This window comes from Paraburkholderia sp. J63, from assembly GCF_905220245.1.
In the GTDB taxonomy this organism is placed as follows: domain Bacteria; phylum Pseudomonadota; class Gammaproteobacteria; order Burkholderiales; family Burkholderiaceae; genus Paraburkholderia.
Genome location: NZ_CAJMZF010000010.1, coordinates 61,700 through 75,784 on the forward strand (window position 1 = coordinate 61,700; position 14,085 = coordinate 75,784).

The following is a 14,085-nucleotide window of genomic DNA, read 5'->3' on the forward strand; positions in this document are numbered from 1 at the left end:
ATCCCTCCACGAAACCCGCGCGGGCGGCGGGCGCGATTGGCGGAGGTTCCCAACGCCCGGGTTGGGGAAAATCATGGAAGCATTGACCGGACTGGCGCGTTTGACAGTAGGCCGGGTGCGCGCGACCCGGGCGAGGGCGGCGCTCGTGCGGGCCGGGCTCGGGGTGCGCGGGGTACTGGCGGCGCTGGCAGTGTTGGCGGCAGCAAGCAGCGCAGCCTGGGCGCAAATGGACGCGGGCAAGAGTACGCTCGTGGCGATCTCGCGGCAAATGAACGTGCCCGTGGAGGGCAGCTTCACGAAGTTCGACGCGCAGATCAGCTTCGATCCCGCGAAGCCGGCGGCAGGCACGGCGCGCCTGACGGTCGATACCGGCAGCTACGATCTCGGCGACGCGAGCTACAACGACTCGGTGCGCGGTCCCGAATGGTTCGACGCGAAGGCGTATCCGCAGGCCACCTTCGTCTCCACGTCGATCGTGCAGAGCGCCCCGAGCCAGTACAGCATGAGCGGCAATCTCACGATCAAGGGGCATACGCAGCGTGTCGTGATCCCCGTCGTGCTCACCCAGCTGGGCGCGACGCAGACCTTCGACGGCACGTTGCCCATTCACCGGCTCGCGTTCGACATCGGCACGGGCGAGTGGAAGGACACCTCGACCGTTGCGGACGAAGTGCTGATCAAGTTTCACATCGTCGTCGCGCACAAGTAGCGGGCAAGGCGGGCGGCGGCGCGGTTCTTTCACGGCGCAGCCGATGCGTTACTACGCAGCGGTTGCGCAACGATCACCCAGGAGGCGCACTTGAACAGATTCGTGTTGTTGACCGCAAGAGCCGCAGGCATCGCAGCGCTGTCGCTGGCGGCGTCGCTCGCGCATGCGGCCGACACCTACCAGCTCGACCCGAACCACACCTTCCCGAGCTTCGAGGCCGATCACATGGACGGCCTGTCCATCTGGCGCGGCAAGTTCACGAAAACCACGGGCACGGTCACGCTCGATCGGGCCGCCAAGACCGGCACCGTCGACGTGACGATCGATACGGATTCGGTGCAAACCGGCAATCCGCAGCTCGACAAGCATCTCCAGGGCGACGACTTCTTCGACGTCGCGAAGTACCCGAGCGCTACCTACAAGGGCACGCAGATCGTCTTCGACGGCGACAAGCCCAAGGAAGTGATCGGCACCTTCACGCTGCACGGCGTCACGCGGCCGCTCAAGCTCGAGATCGAGTCGTTCAAGTGCATGCAGCACCCGATGCTCAAGCGCGAGGTCTGCGGCGTGGAAGCCGAGGCGGAATTCAACCGCGACGACTACGGCATGGACTCGGGCAAGAAGTACGGCTTCAAGATGAAGACCACTCTGCATATTCAGGCCGAAGGCATCAAGCAGTAGCGGCGGCCTGAGAAAGCGCGCGAGACGCGCACCGGACAAGGCCCGCGCCGGGCGGGCCCTGTTTCATTTACCACTGAGTCATTCGCCAATAAAGCGCATTGATACGGTCGTAGAGCGAAGGCGGCAGCATGACAAGATCGTCATCGTCGCCGCCAATCTGAAACTGGACGTAGTTGTCTGCCCACATTATCTTCGGTGACGGCGTAGAAAATGTCCGCCGGGCGATTAGCTTGCCTGAGGCAGCGCCATAGACACGGCCAACATACTCGGGGTTATCGCGATGGTTCCAGTCCAGCCTGCACTCCTCCGCAATATAGAGACGATCGGGCGATGTACTGCGTACGCAACTACTGGCCTTCGAGTCCGATCGATGCGTGATGAAGAAATAGATCAGCGCCAGTGTTGAGACTGCAATTAGCACCTTCTTCATAGCTTGATCCGTATCGGTGTGCGAAGTCGACAACGTTTCCGGTCCGAGAAAATGATGAAGTCACCGCCCCTTTGATGCTTGATAGCCCACTGCCGAAAGTCGCTGTTATGAACCGGATAATAAATGTTTCCCTTGGCCCTCACATCGCCGCGAGCAACTGGATAAGGGAGATACAAGGATGGAGTGTTGAGTTGCCCAATCAAGCCGTTATATGGCACAACGATTACACCCTTACTGCTCCAGTGGCCGAGGTACTGTGATATGCCGCCGGGTTTGTCGGTGAAATCATAGCTATCCTTGATGTATACATAGACACTGGTTATTACGGCCTCCCTTTTGGCATATTCGAATTTTACGTCTGCTGGGGCGGCGTAGAAGTTGAAAGATCCAAGTGCGCCGGTAAGATCGTCGGGGATGCCATTTCTTTGAAACTGTGACTCCATGAATTCGTCAATTTTTTGCGAAAGCGAACTTCCCACGCCTGCGTACTGAAAGTGAAAATGACGATGAAGAACGGACATGCTGCCTTTGCATAAGTCCCAGATGTCCAAAGGCATCATCGCGTCCCTAACCGGCATCAGTTTGTCGCGGAGTGGTTTGAGTGTGGAGTCCCGATGAATGGCATTGTTCACCAGATCGTTGTACTTTTCTTGCGCTCGCCTGAATTTCAAAACCCAATCCATCTTGATGGTGGTGGTGTCGTACATGCCCGGCGGATAGGGCTCGCCATTCTGATTGATCTCGGCAGCAAGGTCGTCGTCGGTCGGCGCATAGTTCAGGATGCCTGAGAACCATCGTTCCATGAGCCTGGCGGCAATGGGCATGCCTTCAAGCCGCATTGCGTTCGGTATTTCCTGAATGTCGAAGGGCGGAACCTTGATTTCCTCCTTGCGCTGTGCGGATGGCAGCCTGGCTGGCTTGGGCAGCGGTGGCAGCGGTTTGTCAAACGAGATGCCTGGCACGCTGACGGGTTTGCAGCCTTCACCCGGGTTCCATCGTTGTTTCCAGAAGCCTGTTTTGTAGTAGGGAATGTCTTTGTCGGTGAGATACAACATAGCCGCCCTCCCAAAGAATTGGCCGTAGCGATGCTACATGCGGTCATCGCCGATCAATCTCATAAAGACCGGCATGCTTCGAGGGGCACAGAAAAACAAAAAGCCGGTTCGCGAGAACCGGCTTTTTCGTTGTGCGCCCAGCATGGGCGCATTCCTGCGGGTGCAAGTCCCGCCATAAGCTGGTCACAGTGAATGAAGTGAAGCGCAACTGCATGAGGGCGCCGGTTGCGCCGGCGACCGGTCGCAAGTTTCTGGGCTACGAGTTGTGGCGCAGCGCGGGCGGGCGGATCAAATGCGCGATGTCGAGAAAGGCGCTGGCGACCTTCAGGCAACGTATCCGGGAGATGACACGCCGCTCGTGCGGGCGCAGCCTGCTGGAGGTGACGGAGCGACTGCGGGCCTATGTGCCCGGCTGGAAGGCATACTTCCAGCTGGCCCAGACCCCGCGGGTGTTCCGTGAACTCGACGAGTGGATCAGGCACCGGCTGCGGGCGTTGCAGCTCAAGCACTGGCGACGGGGGACGACGATGTACCGGGAGTTGCGGGCGATGGGTGCCTCGGAATCAGACGCGCGACAGGTGGCGGTGAACAACTGCCGCTGGTGGCGTAACAGCTACATGCTGCTGAACCGGGCGCTGCCCGTGGCCTACTTCGACCGGCTGGGCGTGCCCCGGCTCTCATGACCTCAACTGCTCGAACCGCCCGGTGCGGACCCGCACGCCGGGTGGTAATGGGAGGGGATCGGTCAGATCAACTGACCGCCCCTATCCCGTTTACCACTGAGTCATTCGCCAATAAAGCGCATTGATACGGTCGTAGAGCGAAGGCGGCAGCATGACAAGATCGTCATCGTCGCCGCCCCTCTGAAAGAAAACATAGTTGCTGCTCCACATGATCTGCGGCACCGGTGTCTGGAGTGTTCGTCGGGCGATCAGCTTGCCGGAGGCGGCATCGTAGACTCGGCCAACATACTCGGGGTTATCGCGATGGTTCCAGTCCAGCCTGCACTCCTCCGCAATGTAGAGACGATCGGGCGACGTGCTACGGACGCAACTGCTCGCGTTAGAGTCTGATCGATGCGTGACGAAGAAATAGATCAGCGCTAGTGTCGAGACTGCGATTAGCACCTTCTTCATAACTTGATCCGTATCGGTGTGCGAAGTCGACAACGTTTCCGGTCCGAGAAAATAATGAAGTCACCGCCCCTTTGATGCTTGATAGCCCACTGCCGGAAGTCGCTGTTATGAACCGGATAGTAGATGTTTCCCTTCACCCTCACATCGCCACGAGCAACAGGATAGGGTAGATACAATGATGGGGTATTGAGTTGCCCTACTAACCCGTTGTACGGCACGACGATTACACCTTTGTTGCTCCAGTGGCCGAGGTACTGTGATATGCATCCGGGTTTGTCCGTGAAATCATAGCTATCCTTAATATACACGTAGACGCTGGATACTATAGCTTCCCGCTTGATGTAGGCGAGCTTCACGTCTGCTGGAGCGGCATAGAAGTTGAACGAGCCGAGTGAACCGGGGACACCGTTTCTTTTAAACTGGGAATCGATGAAGTCGTCAATTTTTTCCGCGAGCGAACTTCCAACGCTGGCGAACTGGAATTGAAAGTGACGATGAAGTACCGACATACTGTTTTTGCACAGACTCCATGTATCTAAAGGCGTGATTGCATCCCTGTATGGCGTTAGTACATCTCTGAGTACATCAATGGCTTTATTTTGGTAAATCTGGTGGCTCAGTAGTTCGATGTACTTTTCTTGCGCTCGCCTGAATTTCAAAACCCAATCCATCTTGATGGTGGTGGTGTCGTACATGCCCGGCGGATAGGGCTCGCCATTCTGATTGATCTCGGCAGCAAGGTCATCGTCGGTCGGTGCATAGTTCAGGATGCCTGAGAACCATCGTTCCATGAGCCTGGCGGCAATGGGCATGCCTTCAAGCCGCATTGCGTTCGGTATTTCCTGAATGTCGAAGGGCGGAACCTTGATTTCCTCCTTGCGCTGTGCGGATGGCAGCCTGGCTGGCTTGGGCAGCGGTGGCAGCGGTTTGTCAAACGAGATGCCTGGCACGCTGACGGGTTTGCAGCCTTCACCCGGGTTCCATCGTTGTTTCCAGAAGCCTGTTTTGTAGTAGGGAATGTCTTTGTCGGTGAGATACAACACAGCCGCCCTCCCAAAGAATTGGCCGTAGCGATGCTACATGCGGCCATCGCCGATCAATCTCATAAAGACCGGCATGCTTCGAGGGGCGCAAAAAAACAAAAAGCCGGTTCGCGAGAACCGGCTTTTTCGTTCGATGGAACGCCAGGGCTTTAAACCTGCGCGCCCGCGTTCGGATCGTTCGGGTCGTGCTGCTCTTTCTTTTCCTTGATGAGGTCTTCGCGCTTGACGCCGAGCCACATCGCGATCGCCGCGGCCACGAACACCGACGAGTAGATGCCGAACAGAATACCCACCGTCAGCGCGAGCGCGAAGTAGTGCAGCGTCGGGCCGCCGAAGAAGAACATCGAGAGCACCATCATTTCCGTACAGCCGTGGGTGATGATGGTTCGCGACATCGTGCTCGTGATCGCGTGGTTGATGACTTCCATGACCGTCATCTTGCGCTCGCGCCGAAAGGTCTCGCGAATCCGGTCGAAGATAACGACCGATTCGTTCACCGAATAACCGAGCACCGCGAGCACCGCCGCGAGCACCGAGAGCGAGAACTCCCACTGGAAGAACGCGAAGAAGCCCAGAATGATCACCACGTCGTGCAGGTTGGCGATCACGCCGGCCACGGCGTACTTCCACTCGAAGCGGAACGACAGGTAGATGATGATGCCGGCGACCACGCACGCGAGCGCCAGCAGGCCGTCGGTGGCGAGCTCCTTGCCGACCTGCGGTCCGACGAACTCCACGCGCTGCAACTGCACCTGCGCATTCTCGGTCTTGAGCGTGGACATCACCTGATCGCTTTGCTGCGCCGAGGAGAGGCCCTGCTTGATCGGCAGGCGGATCAGCACGTCGCGCGAGGTGCCGAAGTTCTGCACCTGGGCGTCGCCATAGCCGATCTTCGCGAGCGAATCGCGCACGGGTTCGAGCGGGACCGCCTGCGGGTATTGCACCTCGATGACCGTGCCGCCCGTGAATTCGATCGACAGATGCAGGCCGCGGTGAAACAGGAAGAACACCGCCGCGATGAACGTGATGAAGGAAATCGCGTTGAAGATCAACGCGTGCTTCATGAACGGGATGTCCTTGCGGATGCGGAAAAATTCCATGTTCTTGACTCCGTATCAGCGGGACGAGCCGGGGGTGCCGGAACCGTCAGGATTATTCCGACGACGCACCGTAGGCTTGGCGCGCGCGGCGCCCTTGACGCCGGCCTTCGCGGTTTCGCGCGGCTTGGTCGACTGGGCCACGGCGCGGCCCGTGTCGGTGCCGGCGTCGGACGCGCCCAGCGCGGGCGCGCCTGCGGCTTCGGGTTCCGGACGCCACACCTGGCCCACGGCCAGCGACTTGAGCTTCTTCTTGCCGCCGTACCAGAGATTCACGAGACCGCGCGAGAAGAACACGGCCGAGAACATCGAGGTCAGAATGCCGATGCAGTGCACGATCGCGAAGCCGCGCACCGGACCCGAGCCGAACGCGAGCAGCGCGAGACCGGCGATGAGCGTGGTCACGTTCGAGTCGAGAATCGTCGCCCAGGCGTGCGCGTAGCCGTTCTGGATCGCCAGTTGCGGCGGCGCGCCGTGGCGCAGCTCTTCGCGCACGCGCTCGTTGATGAGCACGTTCGCATCGATCGCCATACCGAGCGCGAGCGCGATAGCGGCGATGCCCGGCAGCGTGAGCGTGGCCTGCAGCATCGAGAGCACGGCCACGAGCAGCAGCAGGTTCACCGAAAGGCCGATCATCGAGATCAGGCCGAACAGCACGTAGTAGGCGATCATGAACACGGCGATCGCGGCAAAGCCGTAGACCACCGAATCGAAGCCCTTGCGGATGTTGTCGGCGCCGAGGCTCGGGCCGACGGTGCGTTCCTCGATGATGTCCATCGGCGCCGCGAGCGAGCCCGCGCGCAGCAGCAGCGCGAGGTCGGCGGCGGCCTGCGGCGTGGGCTGGCCCGTGATCTGGAAGCGGTCGCCGAGTTCCGACTGGATCGTGGCCACCGTGAGCACTTCGCCCTTGCCCTTCTCGAACAGCACCATCGCCATCGGCTTGCCGATGTTGTCGCGCGAGACGCTGCGCACCGCGCGGCCGCCCGCCGAATCGAGACGGATGTTGACCGACGGACGGTTGTGCTCGTCGAAGCCCGCGGAGGCGTCGATGATGCGGTCGCCCGTGAAGATCACCTGCTTGCGCAGCAGCACGGGACCAACGTTGCCTTGCGTGAAGAGCTCGTCGCCCGGCGGCACCGGTGCGGCCGGGTCCGGATGCAGGCCCAGCGGGTCGGCAAGACGCGCTTCGAGCGTGGCCGTGCGGCCGATGATGTCCTTCGCCTTCGCGGTGTCCTGCACGCCCGGCAGCTCGACCACGATGCGGTCGTCGCCTTGCTGCTGGATCACGGGCTCGGCCACGCCGAGCTCGTTCACGCGGTTATGCAGCGTCTGGATGTTCTGCTTGAGCGCGGCGTCCTGGACCGACTTCTTCACGGCCGGCGTGAAGGTGCCCACCAGTTGCGAGCCGCCTTCGGGCGCGCTCTGCGTGGCCCACACGAGCTCGCTCACGCCGCCCGTGCCCGAGAGCACCTTGCGCGCGTCTTCGGCTACGGCCGGATCGGCGAAATTGATCACGACGCTCTGGCCGACGCGGTTCACGCCGCCGTCACGGATGTTCTTGTCGCGCAGGATCGTGCGCGCATCGGACGAGTCGGAGTCGAGCTTCTTGTTGAGCGCGCCGTTCATGTCGACCTGCAGCAGGAAGTGCACGCCGCCGCGCAGGTCCAGACCGAGGTACATCGGCAGCGCGTGCAGCGCCGTCAGCCAGCGGGGCGACGCGCTTTGCAGGTTCAGCGCGACGATGTAGTTCGGATCGCTCGGGTCGGGGTTCAGCGCCTTCGTGAGCACGTCTTTCAGGCGCAACTGCGTGTCCGTGTCGGCGACGCGCACGCGGATGTTCGCGTTCATCGTCGAGTTGTCGAACGTGACGTCGTCGGCCTTGATGTTGTTCGCGGGCAGCGCGGCTTCGATCTGCGCGAGCGTGGTCGAGTCCAGCTTGACGGTGGCTTTACCGCTCGATACCTGGACCGCCGGCGCTTCGCCGAAGAAATTGGGCAATGTGTACACGAGGCCGATGGCGAGCGCCACCAGCATCACGACATATTTCCAGAGGGGGTAACGGTTCATTGGTTGGCCCAACGGGGGAGGGGAATGGCCTGCACGATGTGCGCGCGTCCGACCGGGCCTCCATGATGCGCCTCGCGGGCGTTTCGGTGGCGGGGCCGGACGCGCAAGGCCGCGCGGATAGGGGCGGCCAGGAAAATCGAGGGCTTCAGGCTTAGAGCGACTTGATCGTGCCCTTCGGCAGGATGGTCGAGACCGCCGACTTCTGCACGGTGATTTCCGTGCCGTCCGAGATTTCGACGCCCACATAGGCTTCGCTGACCTTGGTCACCTTGCCGACGATGCCGCCGCTCGTGATGACTTCGTCGCCCTTGGCCATGGCGGCGAGCATGTTGCGGTGTTCCTTCTGGCGCTTCATCTGCGGACGAATCATGATGAAGTACAGCACGGCGAACATCAGAATGAGCGGCAGGAAGCTCATGAGGCTCGATTCTGCACCACCGACTGCGGAGCCTTGGGCGAAGGCATTGGAAATAAACGACACGTTGGTCTCTCCGTTTATACGATCACTACGATCAAAGATACGATCAAAAAGCGAGCCGGTTATTCTACCACCGGCAAGATACGCGACGACGACGCAAAATGGGCTTTCCGATCAAGCTGTTATCACGTATTTGCCCGTCCGGGCGCGGTGTGGTGCGTGTGGCCAGGACGGGAAAACGTTCATGAACGGCAGATGAACGGCTCATGCCGCGTCGGCAAAGCGAAAGGCAATTGTAAAGTCTGGCGGCGCCTGCCGTGTCCCGATATCGGAAACCTTCGAAAGTGCCGCCGGTCAGCGCCACGGCCGGGTCGCGCTCAATCCACGCCGCGCGCGCGGTTCTCCGCGAAACGCTGGCGGAACGCCGCGAACGTCTTCGTCTCGATCGCCGTGCGCATCTCGCTCATCAGCTCGAGGTAGTAGTGCAGGTTGTGGATCGTGTTGAGCTGCGCGCCGAGGATCTCGCCCACGCGGTGCAGATGGTGCAGATAGCCGCGCGTGAAGTTGCGGCAGGTATAGCAGCCGCACTGCTCGTCGAGCGGGCGCAGCGAGTTGCGGTGCACGGCGTTGCGGATCTTGATGTCGCCGAAGCGCGTGAAAATCCAGCCGTTGCGCGCGTTGCGCGTGGGCATCACGCAGTCGAACATGTCGACGCCCGCGGCCACGCCCGCCACCAGATCCTCGGGCGTGCCTACGCCCATCAGATAGTGCGGCTTGTCGGCGGGCAGCTTCGGCGCGATGTGCTCGAGCACGCGCATCATGTCTTCCTTGGGCTCGCCCACCGAAAGACCACCGATCGCATAGCCGTGGAACGGCATCTGCGAGAGGCCGGCGAGCGACTCGTCGCGCAGGTCCTCGAACATGCCGCCCTGCACGATGCCGAAGAGCGCATTCGGATTGCCGAGACGGTTGAACTCGTCGATCGAGCGCTGCGCCCAGCGCATCGACATGCGCATCGAGTCGGCGGCTTCCTTGTGCGTCGTGGGCACGCTATTGGTCGCGTAGGGCGTGCACTCGTCGAACTGCATGACGATGTCCGAATTCAGCACCTTCTGGATCTGCATCGAGACTTCGGGCGAGAGGAACAGCTTGTCGCCGTTCACGGGCGAGGCGAAGCGCACGCCGTCTTCCGAGATCTTGCGCAGGTCGCCGAGCGAAAACACCTGGAAGCCGCCCGAATCGGTGAGGATCGGCCGGTTCCAGCCCATGAAGCGGTGCAGGCCGCCGTGCGCCTCGATCGTTTCGAGACCGGGGCGCAGCCAGAGGTGGAAGGTGTTGCCGAGGATGATCTGCGCCTTCATCTCTTCGAGCTCGCGCGGCTGGGTCGCCTTGACCGTGCCGTAGGTGCCCACGGGCATGAAGATCGGCGTTTCGACCACGCCGTGATTGAGCGTGACGCGGCCGCGGCGCGCGAGGCCGTCGGTGCCGAGCAGCTCGAATTTGAGGCCGCTGAATTGATCAATGCGCGGGCGTTCGCCCAGGTATGCGCCGTGTTCGGCGCGTGCGTTGCTTTGTTGATGACCGTCGGTCATGCGGTAACTCCTGTGCAACCGGAAAACAGTCCGGCGCAATGGTTGAAACGCCGTCGCGCACTCTGCGCGGCAGCGGGGAAAGGGTGTGCGGGCGCCTCAGGTATTGAGCGCGTCTTCGGTTCTCGTCAACAGCATCGCGTCACCATAGCTGAAGAAGCGATAGCGCTCCGCGATCGCGTGACGGTACGCGGCGCGAATCGTCTCGATGCCCGCGAACGCCGAAACGAGCATCAGGAGCGTCGACTTCGGCAGGTGAAAGTTCGTGACGAGCCGGTCCACCACGCGGAACTTGTAGCCCGGCGTGATGAAGATGTCGGTCTCGGCGGACGTGGCGGCGAGTTCTCGGCCTTCGCGTTCGGCGTCGCGCGCGGCCGCTTCGAGCGCGCGCATCGAGGTCGTGCCCACCGCGATCACGCGGCCGCCGCGCGCACGCGTGGCCGCGATCTTCTCGACGAGCGACTGCGGCAGCTGATACCACTCGCTGTGCATCGTGTGATCGGCGATGTTCTCCACGCGCACCGGCTGGAACGTGCCCGCGCCCACGTGCAGCGTGAGCGTGGCGCGCTCCACGCCTTGCGCGTCGAGCTGCGCGAGCAGGACATCGTCGAAATGCAGGCCCGCCGTGGGCGCGGCGACCGCGCCCGGATTTTGCGCGAATACGGTCTGGTAGCGCGTCTCGTCGCTCGCGTCGGCGTCGTGCGTGATATAGGGCGGCAACGGCAGACGGCCGAATTGCTCGATCAGCGTGAGGCAGTCGTCGGGGAAATGCAGCGTGTAGAACGGCTCCACGCGCTCGCCCACGGTGACGTCGAACGCATCGGCCAGACGCAGCACGGTGCCCGGGCCCGGGCTCTTGCTCGCGCGGATCTGCGCGAGCGCCGTGCGCGCGCCGGTCAGGCGCTCGACGAGCACCTCGATCTTGCCGCCGCTGGCCTTCTGGCCGAAGAAGCGTGCCTTGAGCACCTTGGTGTCGTTGAAGACGAGCAGATCGCCGGGCGCGATGCACGCGGGCAGATCGGCGAAGCGGCGGTCGGTGAGGCGTGCCGGTTGCACGCCATTGTCGACCTCCAGCAGACGGCTCGCGCTGCGCTCGGGCAGGGCGGTTTGCGCGATCAGTTCGGGAGGAAGATCGAAGTCGAAATCGGAAAGCTTGAACATGCGGCCTGATGAAACGGAAATACGGCTTAAGACCCGGCGCGCGGCGGCTTTGAGCAGACGAAGCGCCAGGCGAGATGCCCGGTTGTGCCCCAAAAAGCCTCCGCAATGCCCGCCCGCGCACAGTCAGCGGCTATGATTGCGGGACATGCCCATTTGAGAGTGCCTGACTGGAGCGGGCGGCCGCGCGTCACGCGCGGCGCGTTGCCGGAAAGCCGATATTGTACTTGCGAAGCTGCTCATGCCCTCGTCCGTTAGCCGATTGATCTCCGAAGCCGATGCCGCCAGCGACGCGCACGATGACGTGCGCGAGCCTCGCGGGTCGCGCGCGGCCGATGTCGAGGCGGGCGACAGGCAGGCCGCCGCGCCGCGCAAACGCGCTGCCAGGAAGCGCTCCGCCGATCAGGCCACCGGGCAGGCCACCGACAAAGCTGCCGACAAAGCCGCCGACAAGCCCACGGCAAAAGACAAGCCCAAGCTTGCTAAAACCGCCGACCGCCTCGCCAAGCTCGGCCTCACGCGCGACATCGACCTCGTGCTGCATCTGCCGATGCGCTACGAGGACGAGACCACGCTCACGCCGATCGGCGAACTGCTGCCGGGCGGCGTGGCGCAGACCGAGGGCGTGGTGTACGACAACGAGATCGCCTATCGCCCGCGCCGCCAGTTGCTCGTGAAGCTGCGCGACCCGGACCACGCGAGCGGCGACGAGCTGCATCTGCGCTTTCTGAACTTCTACGGCTCGCAGGTCACGCAGATGGCCGTGGGCAAGCGTCTGCGCGTGCGCGGCGACGTGCGCGGCGGCTTTTTCGGCATGGAGATGGTGCACCCGGCGGTGCGCGTGGTGGAAGGCGACACGTCGCTGCCGCAGGCGCTCACGCCGGTCTATCCGTCGACGGCGGGCGTGAGCCAGGCGTACCTGCGCAAGGCGATCGACAACGCGCTGTCGCGCGCTTCGTTGCCCGAGCTGCTGCCCGAAGCCGTCGCGCGCGAGTTCATGGCGCCGCTCAATCTGCCGCCGCTGATGGAGGCGGTGAAGACGCTGCACCACCCGCCCATCGATGCGGACGAGCACGAACTGATCGACGGCACGCACCCCGCGTGGACCCGCATCAAGTTCGACGAATTGCTCGCGCAGCAGCTCTCGCTCAAGCGCGCACACGAAGAGCGCCGCACGCGCGCCGCGCCCGCGATGGCGCGCCACGTGGCCGGACGCGATTCCGGCACCGCGCTGCTCGCGCGCCTGCGCGCGGCGCTGCCGTTCAAGCTCACGGGTGCGCAGGAGCGCGTGGTCGGGGAGATCGCGCAAGATCTCGAGCAGCCGCACCCGATGCAGCGCCTCCTGCAGGGCGACGTGGGTAGCGGCAAGACCGTGGTGGCGGCGCTCGCCGCCGCGCAGGCCATCGACGCCGGCTACCAGGCCGCGCTCATGGCGCCCACCGAAATCCTCGCGGAGCAGCACGCGCGCAAGCTGCGCGGTTGGCTCGAACCGCTCGGCGTGCAGGTGGCCTGGCTCTCGGGCAGCCTCAAGGCCAAGGAAAAGCGCGCCGCGCTCGAAGCCGCGGCGCTCGGCACCGCGCAACTCGTGATCGGCACGCACGCGATCATTCAGGACGCCGTGGAATTCGCGCGGCTCGGTCTCGTGATCGTCGACGAGCAGCATCGCTTCGGCGTCGAGCAGCGTCTCGCGCTGCGCGCCAAGGCGCAAAACGCGAAGACGTTCGCCGCTGCAACGGAGGGCACCGCTACCGCTGCGCGCGAGTTTCAGCCGCATCAACTGATGATGTCCGCGACGCCCATTCCGCGCACGCTCGCCATGACGTACTACGCGGACCTCGACGTCTCGACCATCGACGAATTGCCGCCCGGCCGCACGCCCATTCTCACGAAGCTCGTCTCCGACGCGCGCCGCGAAGAAGTGATCGCGCGCGTGCGCGCGGCGGCGCTCACGGGGCGCCAGGTGTACTGGGTGTGTCCGCTGATCGAGGAAAGCGAGACGCTGCAGCTCCAGACCGCGGTGGAGACTTACGAGACGCTCGTGGCCGCGCTGCCGGAGCTCACGGTCGGGCTCGTGCACGGGCGCCTGGCGTCCGCGGACAAGGCCGCCGTGATGGACGCGTTCTCGCGCAACGAAGTGCAACTGCTGGTCGCCACGACGGTGATCGAAGTGGGTGTGGACGTGCCCAATGCCTCGCTGATGGTGATCGAGCACGCCGAGCGCTTCGGGCTCGCGCAGCTCCACCAGTTGCGCGGACGGGTGGGGCGCGGCACGGCGGCGTCGGTGTGCGTGCTGCTCTACTCGGGGCCGTTGTCGCTCACGGGCCGCGCGCGTCTGCAGACCATGCGCGAGACCACCGACGGCTTCGAGATCGCACGCCGCGACCTGGAAATCCGCGGTCCCGGCGAATTCCTCGGCGCACGCCAGTCGGGCGCGGCCATGCTGCGCTTCGCGAGCCTCGAAAACGACGCCTGGCTGATCGACCCCGCGCGCGATGCGGCGGAGTGTCTACTGCGCGAGTGGCCGCACGTCGTGACCCAGCATCTGAACCGCTGGCTCGGTGCGCGCGAGCAGTATCTGAAGGCTTAGCGCCGGCTTGGTCTGGGCCCTCGCGGGCGCTTGCCAGACTCCCTCTCATCTCAAAGCTACGTGAGCGGAACCTGCGCGCCGCCACGCCGTCAGACCCTGTATGTGATCCCGCCCC

General features: G+C 63.2%; 12 protein-coding genes and 2 pseudogenes. 4 read left to right on the top strand and 10 right to left on the bottom strand.

The features are described from left to right. Nucleotides 1-226: 226 nt before the first annotated feature. Entirely contained in the window at nt 227-709 is a 483-nt protein-coding gene (locus U5775_RS13335) for a YceI family protein (RefSeq protein WP_322058722.1), read from the top strand. Nucleotides 710-817: 108 nt separating this feature from the next. Further along, a complete protein-coding gene (locus tag U5775_RS13340) occupies nt 818-1,390 on the top strand; it encodes a YceI family protein (RefSeq protein ID WP_415913569.1) in 573 nt (190 codons plus the stop codon). Nucleotides 1,391-1,457: 67 nt separating this feature from the next. Here U5775_RS13340 and U5775_RS13345 read toward each other — a convergent pair whose 3' ends face one another. Next, complete coding sequence (locus U5775_RS13345) at nt 1,458-1,820, bottom strand: hypothetical protein (protein ID WP_322058602.1); 363 nt, start codon at nt 1,818-1,820, stop codon at nt 1,458-1,460. After that, the gene (locus tag U5775_RS13350; protein ID WP_322058603.1) at nt 1,817-2,875 is read right to left on the bottom strand and encodes a DUF6402 family protein; all 1,059 of its coding nucleotides are present in this window, start codon (nt 2,873-2,875) and stop codon (nt 1,817-1,819) included. The genes U5775_RS13345 and U5775_RS13350 overlap by 4 nt, the downstream gene beginning before the upstream one ends. 299 nt (nt 2,876-3,174) lie before the next feature. Between U5775_RS13350 and U5775_RS39450 the strand changes: the two are divergent. Next, a pseudogene (locus tag U5775_RS39450) lies at nt 3,175-3,408 on the top strand (group II intron maturase-specific domain-containing protein); the annotation flags it as partial. Here the strand turns inward: U5775_RS39450 and U5775_RS39455 are convergent. The 8 genes and pseudogenes from U5775_RS39455 to queA form a co-directional block, all read right to left on the bottom strand. Next, nucleotides 3,360-3,467, bottom strand: a pseudogene (locus U5775_RS39455) (hypothetical protein); the annotation flags it as partial. The pseudogenes U5775_RS39450 and U5775_RS39455 sit on opposite strands and share 49 nt — an antisense overlap. Before the next feature lie 181 nt (nt 3,468-3,648). Continuing rightward, entirely contained in the window at nt 3,649-4,011 is a 363-nt protein-coding gene (locus U5775_RS13360; protein ID WP_322058604.1) for a hypothetical protein, read from the bottom strand. Beyond that, a complete protein-coding gene (locus U5775_RS13365) occupies nt 4,008-5,054 on the bottom strand; it encodes a DUF6402 family protein (RefSeq protein ID WP_322058605.1) in 1,047 nt (348 codons plus the stop codon). The genes U5775_RS13360 and U5775_RS13365 overlap by 4 nt, the downstream gene beginning before the upstream one ends. A gap of 149 nt (nt 5,055-5,203) precedes the next feature. Further along, nucleotides 5,204-6,154 carry a protein translocase subunit SecF gene (secF, locus tag U5775_RS13370; RefSeq protein WP_322058606.1) on the bottom strand — a complete coding sequence of 317 codons (951 nt, stop codon included), beginning with the start codon at nt 6,152-6,154 and terminating at the stop codon, nt 5,204-5,206. Nucleotides 6,155-6,169: 15 nt separating this feature from the next. Further along, complete coding sequence (gene secD, locus U5775_RS13375) at nt 6,170-8,218, bottom strand: protein translocase subunit SecD (RefSeq protein ID WP_322058607.1); 2,049 nt, start codon at nt 8,216-8,218, stop codon at nt 6,170-6,172. 151 nt (nt 8,219-8,369) lie between these two features. Next, nucleotides 8,370-8,699, bottom strand: a complete 330-nt coding sequence (gene yajC / locus U5775_RS13380; protein ID WP_028216134.1) for a preprotein translocase subunit YajC — start codon at nt 8,697-8,699, stop codon at nt 8,370-8,372. 314 nt (nt 8,700-9,013) lie between these two features. After that, nucleotides 9,014-10,228 (bottom strand): tRNA guanosine(34) transglycosylase Tgt, encoded by a 1,215-nt coding sequence (tgt, locus tag U5775_RS13385; protein ID WP_322058608.1) that lies wholly within the window; start codon nt 10,226-10,228, stop codon nt 9,014-9,016. A 96-nt stretch (nt 10,229-10,324) separates the two neighbouring features. Then, nucleotides 10,325-11,386 carry a tRNA preQ1(34) S-adenosylmethionine ribosyltransferase-isomerase QueA gene (queA, locus tag U5775_RS13390; RefSeq protein ID WP_322058609.1) on the bottom strand — a complete coding sequence of 354 codons (1,062 nt, stop codon included), beginning with the start codon at nt 11,384-11,386 and terminating at the stop codon, nt 10,325-10,327. A gap of 238 nt (nt 11,387-11,624) precedes the next feature. Between queA and recG the strand changes: the two genes are divergently transcribed. Continuing rightward, the gene (gene recG, locus U5775_RS13395; RefSeq protein ID WP_322058610.1) at nt 11,625-13,970 is read left to right on the top strand and encodes an ATP-dependent DNA helicase RecG; all 2,346 of its coding nucleotides are present in this window, start codon (nt 11,625-11,627) and stop codon (nt 13,968-13,970) included. Nucleotides 13,971-14,085: the final 115 nt, after the last annotated feature.

What these genes read in the sequence shown, in the direction of transcription:
- U5775_RS13335 (WP_322058722.1), top strand. Translation starts at nt 227, where the DNA reads ATGGACGCGGGCAAGAGTACGCTCGTGGCGATCTCGCGGCAAATGAAC.
- U5775_RS13345 (WP_322058602.1), bottom strand. Translation starts at nt 1,820, where the DNA reads ATGAAGAAGGTGCTAATTGCAGTCTCAACACTGGCGCTGATCTATTTC.
- U5775_RS13350 (WP_322058603.1), bottom strand. Translation starts at nt 2,875, where the DNA reads ATGTTGTATCTCACCGACAAAGACATTCCCTACTACAAAACAGGCTTC.
- U5775_RS13360 (WP_322058604.1), bottom strand. Translation starts at nt 4,011, where the DNA reads ATGAAGAAGGTGCTAATCGCAGTCTCGACACTAGCGCTGATCTATTTC.
- secF (WP_322058606.1), bottom strand. Translation starts at nt 6,154, where the DNA reads ATGGAATTTTTCCGCATCCGCAAGGACATCCCGTTCATGAAGCACGCG.
- secD (WP_322058607.1), bottom strand. Translation starts at nt 8,218, where the DNA reads ATGAACCGTTACCCCCTCTGGAAATATGTCGTGATGCTGGTGGCGCTC.
- tgt (WP_322058608.1), bottom strand. Translation starts at nt 10,228, where the DNA reads ATGACCGACGGTCATCAACAAAGCAACGCACGCGCCGAACACGGCGCA.
- queA (WP_322058609.1), bottom strand. Translation starts at nt 11,386, where the DNA reads ATGTTCAAGCTTTCCGATTTCGACTTCGATCTTCCTCCCGAACTGATC.
- recG (WP_322058610.1), top strand. Translation starts at nt 11,625, where the DNA reads ATGCCCTCGTCCGTTAGCCGATTGATCTCCGAAGCCGATGCCGCCAGC.